Genomic DNA, 13,740 nt, shown 5'->3' with positions numbered 1-13,740 from the left:
ACAAGTCTTTATTATATCTTCAATTTAATAAAAAAAGAGTCTTTAAATTATCTTTTATGTATATTTAAAAAATTATAATGTTTATACTATTCTTCTAAAATTTTTTAAATAACAGTCAATCAAACTACCGCTTTCTTTATCTACAACATGTTTAAAAATTACATTTTTAATTTTAAAAGTAGCATTTTTCAATATCCCCTTAGCTTTAATCACAGTCATTATATTTTCTTCTAAAATTGCTTTATCAAATTCATTTTCTGGTTTTAATAACAACCCAGAAAAACCTTCTGTATTATCTTTTCTCTCAATTTCTAAAAGATAAAACCACTTTCCATTACTTAAGCAAATTTTTAATAAAAAACATTTCCTATATCCTATAAAGGTATCTTTTCTTTTAGTTTTTCCTAATTTATCTTTTTCCTCTATTCTATTCCTCATCACAGCAAAACTATTTGTTTCATTTCTGGATTTCAATATATCATTAAATTCAATAAAATATTTATCTGTCGTAATATTTGCTTCTTCATTCACACAAGAAGCATCTGTTATATATATTTTATTACCTTCTGATATATCTACTTTTTTATCTCTCATTTGTAATATATCATCTAAAAATAAATCTAATGCTTTTGATTGATGAAGTTTTTTATTTTCTTGTTTTGTACATAATTTACCAGTTTTTTCTGAATCTTTTGTACTGTCAGCTTCTCCCGATGAAACATTCTCAATATTTTCAGTATTTTGAATTTCTGTATTACTTTCTTGTGCTTTTATAGTTTTTACATTAATCTTTCTACTAATTTTATGTTTAGAATCCTCTAATAAATCTACTTCTGATATAAGTGCTAAATACCCATTTCTTCTATGAGGATTGTGTTCATTTGTTGCAGGTAATTGATAATCATCTAAATTTCTAGGAATTTGCCCATAAGATTTGTTTTTATCATTTTCTTTTTTACTTTCTTCAATATCCAGTTCATCTTTTAGTTCTACTATTTCATAATCACTAGGTAGTGAATATTTATTTATTCTAATCATAAAAAAAGTATTTTCATCAATCCAAAATCCATCTCCTTGGATTGATAGTGAAGTTGGGTGATATGGTAGAATTACTGGATATTTATCAACCATTCCATTTTCAAGGCTTGTCCTTGTTTTTGATAATCGTTGTCTTGTTATTTGATTTAAAGAGGCATAGGCTAAAAAAACTATATTTGAATCAACTTTATCTTCCACTAACTCTATTATATATTTTCCACTATCTTCTATCGAACTTTTTACATAATCATCTAAAGTATCACTTAATGATTTTTGTATTAATTTATATCTTATTTGCTGTTCGTGAGGGGCATATGTAGAAGTAAAAAGTTCCATAGATGGTATTATTACATCAATATTATCATGTGAAATTTTAGTGAATGTAGAATTTGTAAATTTAACAAAATATTGTTTATCTATATTTTCAATTTTATATTTATTGAATGGAAATAAATAGCGATAGGTTTTATTTTGATTTTGTGTAGAATATTTAATAGTTTCACTATTAGTAGTATCTAAATTAAATCTTACATTACTTTTATATTCAGAGAAATTTTCCCAACAACTATTAATTCTTTTTTGTCCTTTCCATATAGTCATATATCTAACTGTATCTAACTGGGCTATTGATATTTTTACAACTTTAGTTTGTTTAGATAATTCATATTCATTTGTAGAATTATTAAAAGTCAATTCAACCAGTAAAACATGAATTTCTGGAATACCAGTAGTTGTTGAACCTTTTTGTACAGAACCATACGCCCATACTACTCGAAAAACGTCGTCTTTTGGAAATCTATCAATGGGCGGAGTTTTTTCTCTAAATTTTAAATTTTTCATAAGAGAGATTGTAGCATGATATTTTGTAAATATTCAAAAATAATATTTTTTTTAGCATATTGTATTATTTTTAGTGTGAACATCTAAATTTTATTAATAACCTATTAAAAAGTAAAAGTTATTCTTTTTTCCTTTGAAATACATCTAATAGACTTGAATCACTTTTAATTTTATCAATTGAATTTGCTGGATTTACTTTAAATGCTTCAATATTTAGCTCCATCAAACTTATCATTAAACTGTTAGATTTATCACTATCTATATTATCTAGCTTTTCAATCTCCGTCTTATATCTTTCAAATGATTTTGCAAGTGACTCTTTATGAGAATATTCTTGTTCTAATTTTGTATATTTATTTAAGTTTATATTAGCAACTGTTGCTATCCATAAAAAAGGAAGATTTATCATAAATCTTGTTATTATTGATACCACATCTATTTCTTTTAAATTATCAAAATCTATAGTATTAAAATTAAAGACTCCCATAATTATTAACACTATAACAAAAACACCCAAACTAACATATTTGTTAATTTTAACTTCTTTTACTTTTTGATGAAAACCTCCTGCCAAACCTGCATCACTTGATAATGATATAATTTTTTTTGCTTCTTCCTCTATCTCTTGCAGTCTTTTCATTCTTTGTTCAAGTTCATTATTTAAGGATTTTGTATCTTCTTTTTCATTCCCAAATATTTTATTGTAAAAACTATCTAATTTAATTTTTTTATTATTAAAATCATCATTTTTCTTAATAAACTCATTATAAATAGAATTATCATCATCATTTTTTATTAATATACTATATGTTTCAAAAAAATTATCTATTTTTTCTTCTAGCTCTTCACTTACACTTTGTTTATCATTATTATTTTCGTATAATTTTTTATATAAATTATTGATTTTCTCATATTTTGTTATAAAATCTTCTGCTAAATCACCATTTTCACCATTAAATACTTCATTATACGATTTATAAAAAGATTCACTTTTTTCTTTGATATCTTCTAAAACTTTATCAGATAGCAAATCATAAATATATTGTATTCTATTTTTACCATTATTTTGCAAAGATGTTAAAAACTCAAAAGATTCTTGAAGTTGATTTAGCATTTTACTAACATCATTTGATTGAGATTTAATAATAGCTAATTCATCATTAACCAATTTTTTTAGAGAATCATCACTATTTTCATCTATGAAAGCCTTGTTTATAGAGTAACTGTTCTCTAATTTTTCATATAGATTATTAATATCTAGTAATTTTTCATTTATTCTAGTTAATACATCTTCTATTTCTTTTTTTGACACAACTATCCTCTTATATTTTATTAGTTTTTCCACATTTATTAGACGGTTAAATTTAAATAATTAAGTGTTATTCTATCTAAAATATTATATTTTTTTAATAAGTCTACTATCTACTACAAATTAATCAAAAAGTCGATAAAATTTGTACTAGGATAGGTTATAAACTAAATATAAAATTTTAGAGCCTTTTAAAAATAAATTTAGGAGTAATAATGTTAGATTCAGCTATTGATAAAAGATATATAATGAATTATAATAAATTATTACCAGGAGATATTATATTAGAATCAGGTAAGAAATTACATAGTAAAGCGATACAAGTATATACTAAAAGTCGCTATTCACATGCAATGATTTGTTTAACTAATATGGAATGACCCCAAGTTAGTAGACACTTTTTTAATCAGTTAACACCTTGGGTTGAGTAACACTATCATTGTATCTTTTCTCAAATTCATTTGGACTTATAAAATCTAAAAAACTATGTCGTCTTTTTGCGTTATAAAACATTTCTATATATTCAAATATTTTATCTCTAGCTTCTGCTCTTGTATGAAATATAGTTTTTCTAACTAATTCTTTTTTTAATGTCTTAAAAAAACTCTCTGCTACTGCATTATCATAACAATTACCTCTACGGCTCATACTTGGGATAATATTATGATGCTTTAAAAATGTTTGGTATTCATAAGAACTATATTGGCTACCTTGATCTGAATGAAGAATTACTTTATGATTTTTAATTCTGTGAGTTGTTTTTTTCAAAGCTTTAATAATTAAAGATGTTGATTGTCTATGTCCTGTTGCCCAACCAATTATTTTTCTTGAATAAAGATCTATAACTGTAGCTAAATATAACCATCCTTCATAAGTTCTGATATATGTGATATCACTAACCCAAGATTCATTTGGTTTATATGTTAAAAAACATTGTTTTAAATGATTTGGATGTGCTTTATGAATTGAACCAGCCTTATGCTTTGGTTTTCTTTTATAATTTCCTATTCCACAAAGTTTTGCTTCTTTCATTAATCTTGCAACTCTTTTCTTATTTACATGTATATTTGAAGCCTTTAAATCTTTATGAATATTTCTATATCCATATATCCCATTTGACTCTCTATATGCTTTTTTTATCTCTTGTAAAATTTGTTGATTTTCAATCTCTAAATTTGAAATAGGTTGTTTTAACCATTTATAATACCCACTAGGATGAACTTTCAATACAGTACACATTCTTCTGATTGTGTACTGTATTTGATACTCCTTTATAAATGCGTACTTTAATTTGGGTTGTTTGCAAAGTACGCTGCGGCCTTTTTTAAAATATCCCTCTCTTCTGTAACTCTCTTTAATTCTTTTTGCAATCTTTTTATTTCAGCTGTTGTATCTTGAGTTTTTTTTATTTCTACTTCAGCTTCTGGTGATTTGTATTTTTTTATCCAGTTTCTCAAAGAATCATAATGGACACCTAACCTCTCAGCTGTTTCAACAACCCCATATCCATTTTCTATAACTTGTTTTACAGCATCTCTTCTAAACTCTTCACTATATTCTCTTCTTGCCATTTTTAATTCCTTCAATTGTTTACAATTTTCTCTAAATTGTTATTTTAATTAACTGAATAAATTTCTGTCTACTTTTTTGGGGTCATTCCAATACATCTTTATTTCATGCTGAAAAACAAGGAGTATTTACACTCAATCCTCAAAGAATTTTAGTCGAAGAAGAAAACGATTTAAAAGTTTTAAGACCTATAAAAAAATTAACAGTTGTTGAATCTAAAGAAATTGTAAAATTCTTAAGAAGTAAAGTTGGAACACTTTATTCAGTAAAAGAGGCAATTATATCAGGTAAAAAAAGAAGACCAGAAAATTCACAAAGCCAAATGCAGTTTTGTTCTAGGTTAGTTGCACAAGCTTATTCTTATATTGGTTATAAAGTTGTTGAAAATCCAGATTTTTGCAAACCTGTAGAACTCGAAAATTCTAATTTTTTTGAAGAAGTACCTAGTATGCTCAGAAGAGCAACACAAGAAGAAATAAATTTTGTTTCAACAAAAAATTTAGTATATGAAAATCAAATATCTACATATAAATGGCTTAATAATACGAGAGATTATGCTAGGTTGAAATTTGGGTATGAAAAAATTAATTCTCAAAATGATGTAATGAATTTTTTAATTGAACATCCTGAAGCAGATGATATAGTATCTAGATATATTGAAAAAAGTGGTTATCTAGAAAACTATACATTAGAAAAAAACAATAATCCATGGTTATTTAATACCAATCTATTCATAGAAAGATTCAAATATATTGATGCCATACTTTATGCAATAAATAAAGAATTTGAAAATATTCAATCCTATACTAATAGAATAATTCATAACTATTTAACAGCAACACAAAATTTTGAAATTTTTAAATTTAACTATTTTAAGCTAGATAAAGACCTACATAAAAATCGATTAGAATTTGTTATTAGTAAATATACTACTTTGATTAAAGCCATGAAATATGTTTTAAAAAAAAGTACTAAAAATAAATATTTATCTTCTAATGTATCAAATAACATGAATATCTTAAATGAAGAGAAAAAAAAATTAGAAGAATTATGTAGAACTAGTAAATAAAAATTATTATTTTAACATTTAATTGTAAGTAATAATTAGATATTCTAAGAAAATATTTACATTATGAAGACAAAAAAATTTTTATTTATATTTTAGATTTAAAATAGGAGTTAAAGTTGCAAGATATTTTATTTAATAATTTTGTTCCAATTGTCTCATTTAATGACCCTAAAGGCTATCCTATAACTGGAATATCTTCAGGTTTTTTTCTTTTTAGAGGTAAAGATATTTTTTTATTAGGAGCTTTACATAGTATAGTTGAAAATGTAAAAGCAGCCAGTAATAGTATTCAAAAAGCAAAATATATTGCAATAGAGCTTTATTTTGAAGAAAATAAAGGTGCTGCACTTTTACCATTTGAAATAGAACAATTAAATTTTTTATCTACACATAATTTAAAAAAGCTAGGAAATGGTTATTTCCCAGATTTTTTCTTTGTCAAAATAAAAAGAGAATATTTATATAAACTAAATTCCTCAAAAATTATATCTAATGATGGAACGATTAAAATTAATAAAAATCATATATTTAATAAAATTGTATATATTGATAAAAATGAAAAATATGCATTTGCAGGAAATATAAAACCTAAATTAGAAGAAATGAGTACACCTCTTTATAATCAAAAAATCGTTGAGCTTGTGAGTTATACTGACATGATATTTGTTCGAGAAGAACCTAAGAATAATACTTACATTTTTAAATTAAACACAAAAAATAAAACGATTGATGATTTTAAAGGATGTAGTGGAGCCCCAATTGTTAATACTAATAATGAACTTGTTTCAATAGTTACAGATATTACTTTCGCAACAAATGGTGATATTCTTGCTATAGGAGTTAATTTAAAACATTATGAGTATATCATTGATTTAATAAATCAGAATTAGACTTGTTAGAATTTAATTAGTTTAAACCTAATTTTCAAACCTTATTTAAACAGTCCAATAACTTTTTAGTTTAAATTATCAAATGAATTGTAAAATTAGGCAACAAATTGTATAGAAAAACTATATTTTGTAGTATTATTATTTATAAAGTAGCATTAATTATTAGAAATGACATCCACCACCAAAAATTGATGATTTTGTACTTGAATGATGTGGGTTTCTAAAAGCTCTTGTTGGAGTAAAATCAACATCTTTCAAATCTAGTGCTTGAAGTTTTGCTTTTTCAAGTATCTCTTCAAGATTCATAGGAGCCAAGATATATTGCAATCTTTTTGCTATCATTGATTTTCCACATCCAGGGCTTCCTTCCATCAAAAGATTATGATTTCCAGCAGCACAAATAAGTGCAGCATATTTCGCCATATCTTGTCCTAATACATCTTTAAAATCCTCATCATATTTTCTACTATAAAAATATTGTTCTTCTTTTATATTTAAAACTTCATATTTAATCTGCTCTTTTTCAAATAGATATTTATCCTTTTCTCTACTTTGTACAAACTCTATTGCACTATTTAAGGAATTTACCACATAAATATCAATATTTGGAATATTTCCTAATTTCTTTGCGCTCTCTAAAGATGTTACAACTCTTTTTAATTCACCTTTTTTTGCCAAAGATAAAACTATTGCAAAAATATGGCTTGTATCTTTTATTGTCCCATCAAGAGCCAACTCTCCAAAAAAGAAAAAATCATCAAACCCTATCTTACTCTCATTAAATAGAGCAACTTGTAAAGCAATAGCTAAATCAAAATGTGAACCTTTTTTATTTAACTCACTAGGCGATAGATTAATTGTAATTTTTAGAGGTGGAAATTTGAAATCATTTAAAAGCAGTGAAGATTTTACCCTGTCTTTTGACTCATTTATACTAGTGCTTACCATTCCAACTATTGTAAAACTGGGCATTCCTTTTGTAAATGTAGCTTCAACATCAATAATTGTAGCTTCAATACTATCAAGTGTAGCAGATTTTATAATTTTCATAATCGCTCTTTAATTTTTTAAAATAGTACAATATTTAAAAAAATAATGCAAAAATAAAATTCTACTTCAATAAAAATTATAGATAAAAAAGATATAATATAAACATTATTATATATTTTTGGAGAATAAAAATGACTAAAAAAGGGATTTTAATCATTGGGGCTGGTGGAGTTAGTCAAGTAGCAACTGTAAAATGTGCTATGAATATTGATACATTTGAGAAGATTACATTAGCATCAAGAACTATTAGTAAGTGTGATGCAATAGCAGAATATATTTTGAAAAATCAAGGTGTAAGAATAGATACAGCACAAGTAGATGCAGATAGTGTTGATGAACTTATAAAACTTATAGAAAAAGTAAATCCAAAGTTAGTTTTAAATGTTGCTTTACCCTATCAAGATTTGACAATTATGGATGCTTGTACAAGATGTAAAGTTGATTATGTTGATACTGCAAATTATGAACACCCAGATGAAGCAAAATTTGAGTATAAAGAGCAGTGGGCAAGAGACAAACAGTTTAAAGATAGTGGAATTATGGCACTTTTAGGTTCTGGATTTGACCCAGGAGTTACAGGAGTATTTTGTGCTTATGCTCAACAAAACTTATTTGATGAAATTCATTATATAGATATTATGGATTGTAATGCAGGAGATCACGGTTATAAATTTGCGACAAACTTTAATCCAGAAATTAATTTAAGAGAAGTAAGTGCGAATGGAAGATATTGGGAAGATGGGAAATGGATAGAGACAAAGCCACTTGAAATAAGAGTAGATCATGACTATCCAGAAATAGGAGTAAAAGCTTCATATCTTCTATATCACGAAGAGTTAGAAAGTTTATCAAAAAATATAAAAGACTTAAAAAGAATTAGATTTTTTATGACATTTGGTGACTCATATATTCAACATATGAACTGTCTACAAAATGTTGGGATGCTTGGAATTGAGCCTATAGAGCATAAAGGTCAACAAATTATTCCAATTGAGTTTCTAAAAACTCTACTTCCAGACCCAGCAAGTTTAGGACCAAGAACTGTTGGGAAAACAAATATAGGGTGTATTATTGAAGGTTTAAAAGATGGAAAACCAAGAAAAGTTTATATTTATAATGTTTGTGACCATCAAGAGTGCTATAAAGAAACAGGAGCACAAGCTGTTAGTTATACAACAGGAGTTCCAGCTATGATTGGTTCAAAAATGTTATATAAAGGTATTTGGCAAGATAAGGGAGTATTTAATATTGAAGAGTTTGATGCAAAACCATTTATGGATGAGCTAATGACTCAAGGACTTCCTTGGAAAATTTTAGAATTAGATGCTAAATAATGATAAAAGAGCATAAAATTGTAAACTCTTTTGAAGAGTTACCAAGTCCATCTTATGTTTGTGAAGTAGAGCTTTTAGAAAAAAATTTAAAACTTTTAAAATATGTGCAAGATGAAGCAAATATAAAAATTCTTTTAGCTCTAAAAGGTTTTGCAATGTTCTCTACTTTTGATATTTGTAGAGAGTATTTAGAAGGTTGTTGTGCCTCTGGACTTCATGAAGCAATTTTAGCAAAAGAGGAGTTTAAAAAAGAGGTTCATACTTATAGCCCAGCTTTTAAAGATGAAGAGATTGATGAGATTATATCTATTTCAAATCATTTAGTTTTTAACTCATTTTCTCAACTAAGAAGATTTAAGGACAAAGCTTATGGTAAAGCCTCTTTAGGAATTAGGTTAAATCCTGAGTACTCAAGTGTTGAAGTAGATTTATATAATCCTTGTGCCCCATTTTCAAGAATGGGAACAACAAAAGCAAACTTTGATGAGTCAATGCTAGAGTACTTAGAAGGTTTTCATTTTCATGCTCTTTGTGAACAAAATGTTGATGCCTTACAAGGTGCATTAAAAAGCTTTGAAGAGAAATTTTCACAATATTTCTCAAAATTAAAATGGGTAAATTTCGGAGGTGGTCATCATATTACAAGAGCTGACTATGATGTTGAAGGTTTAATAAAGCTTTTAAAAGATTTCAAAGCTAGATATCCTCATCTTGAAGTTTATATGGAACCAGGAGAGGCTATAGGCTGGCAAACTGGTTACTTAGTTGCAACTGTTTTAGATATTATTGATAATGGAATGAATTTAGTAATTCTTGATACTAGTGCCGAAGCTCATATGCCTGATACTTTGGCTATGCCATATCGTGCAATGATAAGAGATAGTGGAGTTGCAAATGAGAAGAAATATACATATAGATTAGGTGGGAACACTTGCTTATCTGGGGACATAATAGGAGATTACTCTTTTGATAAACCTTTACAAGTTGGAGATAAAATTATTTTAGAAGATATGATTCACTATACGATGGTAAAAACAACAACATTTAATGGTATAAAATTACCATCAATTGTTATTAAAAACAAGGACAACTCTTATAAAGTTGTAAAAGATTTTGGTTATAATGACTATAAATCAAAATTATCTTGATAAAAAATACTTAAGGAGAGGTGATGGGACATGATAGAAGTCTAATAAGACATGCTTTTGAAGATGACAATTCAGTCATTGACACAAAAGATGATATTTCTCATGGAAAAAATAAGAATAGAACTAAAAAAGTACTAGAAGAGAAAGAAGAAGATGGAGAGCAAAAAGTCCAAGTTTGGATTAAAAAAGAGACTTTAGAATACCAAAAAAGACTTACATTACTTCAAATTGAACTTTTAAAACTTCAAAATCATGTAAAAGAGAAGGGATTAAAAGTTTTAATTATTTTTGAAGGAAGAGATGCTGCTGGTAAAGGTGGGACAATAAAGAGAATTACTGAGCATATGAATCCAAGGGGTGCCAGAATTGTTGCCTTAGAAAAACCAAATGAACAAGAAATAACACAATGGTATTTTCAAAGATATGTAAGTCATCTTCCTAGTGCGGGAGAGATAGTTATATTTGATAGAAGTTGGTACAATAGAGCTGGAGTTGAGCCTGTTATGGGATTTTGTACAAAAGAACAACATGAACAGTTTTTAAGAGATGTACCAGAATTTGAAAAAATGCTTGTAGAGACAGGTATTATCTTATTTAAATACTATTTTTCTGTATCTAAAAAAGAGCAGGAGAGAAGATTTAAAAAAAGAGAGGATGATCCACTAAAGCAATACAAACTCTCTCCAATTGATAAAGAGGCTCAAAAAGTTTGGGATAAATATACAACAGCTAAATTCTCAATGCTTATGGCATCTCATACTCCAATAGCTCCTTGGACTGTTGTAAAAAGTGACAATAAAAAGAAAGCTAGAATAAACTGTATTAGACACCTTTTAAATGGTATTGATTATGGAAGAAAATCAAAAGATGAGGCTATCTTCAAAATTGATAGAAAGATTTTAATTAATGGTGCAGTTGAGATAGAAAATATGCAAGAAGGAAGTGAAAAAATTAGGAGTGCTAAATGAATTTAAATGACTTTGATATAACCTCTCATAGTGGATTATATGTTTCAAAAGAGAGTCATCCTACTTTTGGAAAAAAATATATAGCAAGATTTCAATATGATAAAAAAAGATATGTCAAAGTTTTGGGATATGAAAAAAGAGATAAAATAACACTAAATGGTGCTATAAATCTAATAGAAAAATTTAAAGCTTCAATTATTAAAGATTCTCAAGAACAAGATAAAAAGCCAACTATTAAAACAACATCTAAAAGCAGTAACATAAATAGTGAAGAGTTAAAAAGGCTAAAAGATGAAAATAACTATTTAAAATCTCTTTTAGGTGATTATAAAAAACTAAAAGCTGAAGATTTAACTGATGGAATTCAAAAAATCTACGATTTTCAATCTTTAAAAGCATACCAAATAGAGTTAATCAAACTCCAAGATTGGCTTGAAAAAGAGAATAAAAGAATGATTATTATTTTTGAAGGAAGAGATGCTTCTGGAAAAGGTGGGGCGATTAGAAGAATTACTCGTTATATGAACAATAAGCATTATAGAGTTGTAGCTCTTGGGAAACCAACAGAAACACAAAGAAATCAGTGGTTTTTGCAAAGATATATAGAACACTTTCCAACAGGAGGAGAGATAGTTTTATTTGATAGAAGTTGGTACAATCGTGCTATGGTTGAACCAGTTTTTGGCTTTTGTACTCCAGAAGAGCATGAAATTTTTATGGAAGATATTGTAAATTTTGAGCAAGATTTAGTAAGACAAGGTATGATTTTGATTAAATTATACTTTTCTGTTTCAAAAGAAGAGCAAAAAAGAAGATTTGATAGAAGAATTAATGACCCATTAAGACAGTGGAAATTTTCAGAAGTTGATATGCAAGCTCAAGATTTATGGGATGAATTCTCTGAAAAAAAATATGAGATGTTAAGACGAACAACTTCAAGATCTGCACCTTGGCATATCATAAGAAGTGATGATAAACAATTAGCTAGGTTTGAAGCTTTAAAAATAATTCTAAACTCAGTTGATTATGATGGTAGAAACTACTCATTAAATTTTGAAGCAAATGAAGATATAAATATCTCTGTTCAAAGAGAGTTACTTCAAATGAGAAAAACAAAAGATTATTAATCTTTTGTTTAATAACAAAATACTTACTTAAAGAAAACCCTTATAAAAAATTAGATAAAATATTTGCTAAAATTAAAATTCAAAAGGAAATTTGATGGAGTTCAAAGCAAATAGAGTTGATGAAGCAAATGTTGAGATTAAAGCAACAATTTCAAAAGAGTTAATAGAAAAAAACTTAGATAAAGTAGCTGCTCAAGCTGCAAAAACTATGAATGTTCAAGGTTTTAGAAAAGGGAAAGTTCCTGTTGCTGTTGTAAAACAAAGATATGCAGATAAACTACTTGAAGATGCTCAGGGTGAAGCTATTAGAAAAGTTTTAGATGAAGGTTTAAAACAACTTGATATTAAAAATGAAGATTTAATAGGAGAACCTAGTATCTCTAAATTTGATAAAAAAGATAATGGAAGTGTTGAGTTAGAGATTTCTGTAGCTTGTAAACCACAAATTAATTTAGGTGATTATAAAACTTTAGTTCCAAAAGTAAAAGCTATTGAAGTTGGGATTGAGAAAATAGATGCAAGACTTACTGAAATTGCTAGCCAATCAGCACCTTTAGAAAAAATTGCTAGAAAAAGAGCTGCAAAAGATGGTGATTTTGCTGTAATTGATTTTGAAGGTTTTGTTGATGGTGTTGCATTTGAGGGTGGAAAAGCTGAGAAATATCCATTACAAATTGGTTCAGGTTCATTTATTCCAGGATTTGAAGAACAAGTTATTGGTATGAAATATGAAGAACAAAAAGATATTACTGTTCAATTTCCAAAAGAGTATCAAGCAAAAGATTTAGCTGGAAAAGATGCTGTATTTAAAGTAACTTTACATGAAATTCAAGAAAGAAAAGTTGGTGATTTAAATGATGAATTTGCAAAAACTATGCTTCCAAATGATAAAGATGCAACTCTTGAGACATTAAGAGAAAAGATAAAAGAGCAAATGGTAGCAACTGAAAAAGCAACTTATTATAGAGAAGAGCTAAAACCAGTATTTTTAGACACTTTAGTTGAAAAAATCAATTTTGCTTTACCAAAAACTGTAGTTGAACAAGAGATTAATTTTGCATTAAATGGTAAAATAAGAGCTATGAGTGAAGCTGAAATCAATGAATTAAAAGAGAATGCTTCTAAAATTGAAGAGATAAGAGAAGAGTTGAAAAAAGATGCAACTAATTCTGTAAAAGCTACTTTTATTATTGATGCTTTAGCAAAAGCTGAGAGTATCGAAGTAAGCGACCAAGAAGTTACACAAGTTTTATACTTTGAAGCACTTCAAATGGGACAAAATCCACAAGATGTTATTAAACAATACCAAGAAGCTGGATATTTACCTGCAATTAAAATGTCAATTATTGAAGAGAAAGTTATCTCTAAACTATTTGATGAGAAATTAGCAAAATAATT

Annotated in this window: 12 protein-coding genes; 8 read left to right on the top strand and 4 right to left on the bottom strand. The window is 27.0% G+C overall.

Annotated features, from left to right (window positions below):
• Positions 1–81 precede the first annotated feature (81 nt).
• On the bottom strand, positions 82–1,878 hold the full coding sequence (locus ATR_RS02930; RefSeq protein WP_115427995.1) for a hypothetical protein: 1,797 nt from the start codon (positions 1,876–1,878) through the stop codon (positions 82–84).
• A 118-nt stretch (positions 1,879–1,996) separates the two neighbouring features.
• Positions 1,997–3,190, bottom strand: a complete 1,194-nt coding sequence (locus ATR_RS02925) for a hypothetical protein (RefSeq protein ID WP_115427994.1) — start codon at positions 3,188–3,190, stop codon at positions 1,997–1,999.
• Between the two features lie 212 nt (positions 3,191–3,402).
• On the opposite strand from ATR_RS02925, the gene ATR_RS09830 reads away from it, so the two are divergent.
• Complete coding sequence (locus ATR_RS09830) at positions 3,403–3,567, top strand: hypothetical protein (RefSeq protein WP_164966908.1); 165 nt, start codon at positions 3,403–3,405, stop codon at positions 3,565–3,567.
• A gap of 22 nt (positions 3,568–3,589) precedes the next feature.
• Here the strand turns inward: ATR_RS09830 and ATR_RS02920 are convergent.
• A protein-coding gene (locus tag ATR_RS02920) for an IS3 family transposase (RefSeq protein WP_115427962.1) occupies positions 3,590–4,758 on the bottom strand; the annotation gives its coding sequence in 2 pieces (ribosomal slippage) (positions 3,590–4,506 and positions 4,506–4,758; 1,170 coding nt in all).
• Between the two features lie 320 nt (positions 4,759–5,078).
• On the opposite strand from ATR_RS02920, the gene ATR_RS02915 reads away from it, so the two are divergent.
• Both ATR_RS02915 and ATR_RS02910 read left to right on the top strand, forming a co-directional pair.
• Positions 5,079–5,825, top strand: coding sequence for a hypothetical protein (locus tag ATR_RS02915; protein ID WP_115427993.1), 747 nt, complete (start codon positions 5,079–5,081; stop codon positions 5,823–5,825).
• 116 nt (positions 5,826–5,941) lie between these two features.
• Entirely contained in the window at positions 5,942–6,715 is a 774-nt protein-coding gene (locus tag ATR_RS02910) for a hypothetical protein (protein ID WP_115427992.1), read from the top strand.
• Between the two features lie 162 nt (positions 6,716–6,877).
• Here the strand turns inward: ATR_RS02910 and ATR_RS02905 are convergent, their stop codons facing one another.
• A complete protein-coding gene (locus tag ATR_RS02905) occupies positions 6,878–7,765 on the bottom strand; it encodes a magnesium chelatase domain-containing protein (protein WP_115427991.1) in 888 nt (295 codons plus the stop codon).
• A 131-nt stretch (positions 7,766–7,896) separates the two neighbouring features.
• On the opposite strand from ATR_RS02905, the gene ATR_RS02900 reads away from it, so the two are divergent.
• The 5 genes from ATR_RS02900 (at position 7,897) to tig (ending at position 13,738) form a co-directional block, all read left to right on the top strand.
• Positions 7,897–9,099 carry a saccharopine dehydrogenase family protein gene (locus tag ATR_RS02900; RefSeq protein WP_115427990.1) on the top strand — a complete coding sequence of 401 codons (1,203 nt, stop codon included), beginning with the start codon at positions 7,897–7,899 and terminating at the stop codon, positions 9,097–9,099.
• Complete coding sequence (gene nspC, locus ATR_RS02895; RefSeq protein ID WP_115427989.1) at positions 9,099–10,247, top strand: carboxynorspermidine decarboxylase; 1,149 nt, start codon at positions 9,099–9,101, stop codon at positions 10,245–10,247. Before ATR_RS02900 ends, nspC begins: the two co-directional genes overlap by 1 nt.
• A gap of 23 nt (positions 10,248–10,270) precedes the next feature.
• Positions 10,271–11,215, top strand: a complete 945-nt coding sequence (gene ppk2, locus ATR_RS02890) for a polyphosphate kinase 2 (protein ID WP_115427988.1) — start codon at positions 10,271–10,273, stop codon at positions 11,213–11,215.
• Complete coding sequence (gene ppk2, locus ATR_RS02885) at positions 11,212–12,342, top strand: polyphosphate kinase 2 (RefSeq protein ID WP_115427987.1); 1,131 nt, start codon at positions 11,212–11,214, stop codon at positions 12,340–12,342. Before ppk2 (ATR_RS02890) ends, ppk2 (ATR_RS02885) begins: the two co-directional genes overlap by 4 nt.
• Before the next feature lie 94 nt (positions 12,343–12,436).
• Complete coding sequence (tig, locus tag ATR_RS02880) at positions 12,437–13,738, top strand: trigger factor (RefSeq protein ID WP_115427986.1); 1,302 nt, start codon at positions 12,437–12,439, stop codon at positions 13,736–13,738.
• Positions 13,739–13,740: the final 2 nt, after the last annotated feature.

It is taken from the genome of Aliarcobacter trophiarum LMG 25534, from assembly GCF_003355515.1.
Lineage (GTDB): Bacteria > Campylobacterota > Campylobacteria > Campylobacterales > Arcobacteraceae > Aliarcobacter > Aliarcobacter trophiarum.
This window is presented reverse-complemented; position numbering and strand designations above follow the sequence as displayed.

Coding starts and splice junctions, on each gene's coding strand:
- ppk2 (WP_115427988.1), top strand. CDS start 10,271: ATGGGACATGATAGAAGTCTAATAAGACATGCTTTTGAAGATGACAAT.
- ATR_RS02915 (WP_115427993.1), top strand. CDS start 5,079: ATGCAGTTTTGTTCTAGGTTAGTTGCACAAGCTTATTCTTATATTGGT.
- ATR_RS02930 (WP_115427995.1), bottom strand. CDS start 1,878: ATGAAAAATTTAAAATTTAGAGAAAAAACTCCGCCCATTGATAGATTT.
- ATR_RS09830 (WP_164966908.1), top strand. CDS start 3,403: ATGTTAGATTCAGCTATTGATAAAAGATATATAATGAATTATAATAAA.
- nspC (WP_115427989.1), top strand. CDS start 9,099: ATGATAAAAGAGCATAAAATTGTAAACTCTTTTGAAGAGTTACCAAGT.
- ATR_RS02900 (WP_115427990.1), top strand. CDS start 7,897: ATGACTAAAAAAGGGATTTTAATCATTGGGGCTGGTGGAGTTAGTCAA.
- ppk2 (WP_115427987.1), top strand. CDS start 11,212: ATGAATTTAAATGACTTTGATATAACCTCTCATAGTGGATTATATGTT.
- tig (WP_115427986.1), top strand. CDS start 12,437: ATGGAGTTCAAAGCAAATAGAGTTGATGAAGCAAATGTTGAGATTAAA.
- ATR_RS02905 (WP_115427991.1), bottom strand. CDS start 7,765: ATGAAAATTATAAAATCTGCTACACTTGATAGTATTGAAGCTACAATT.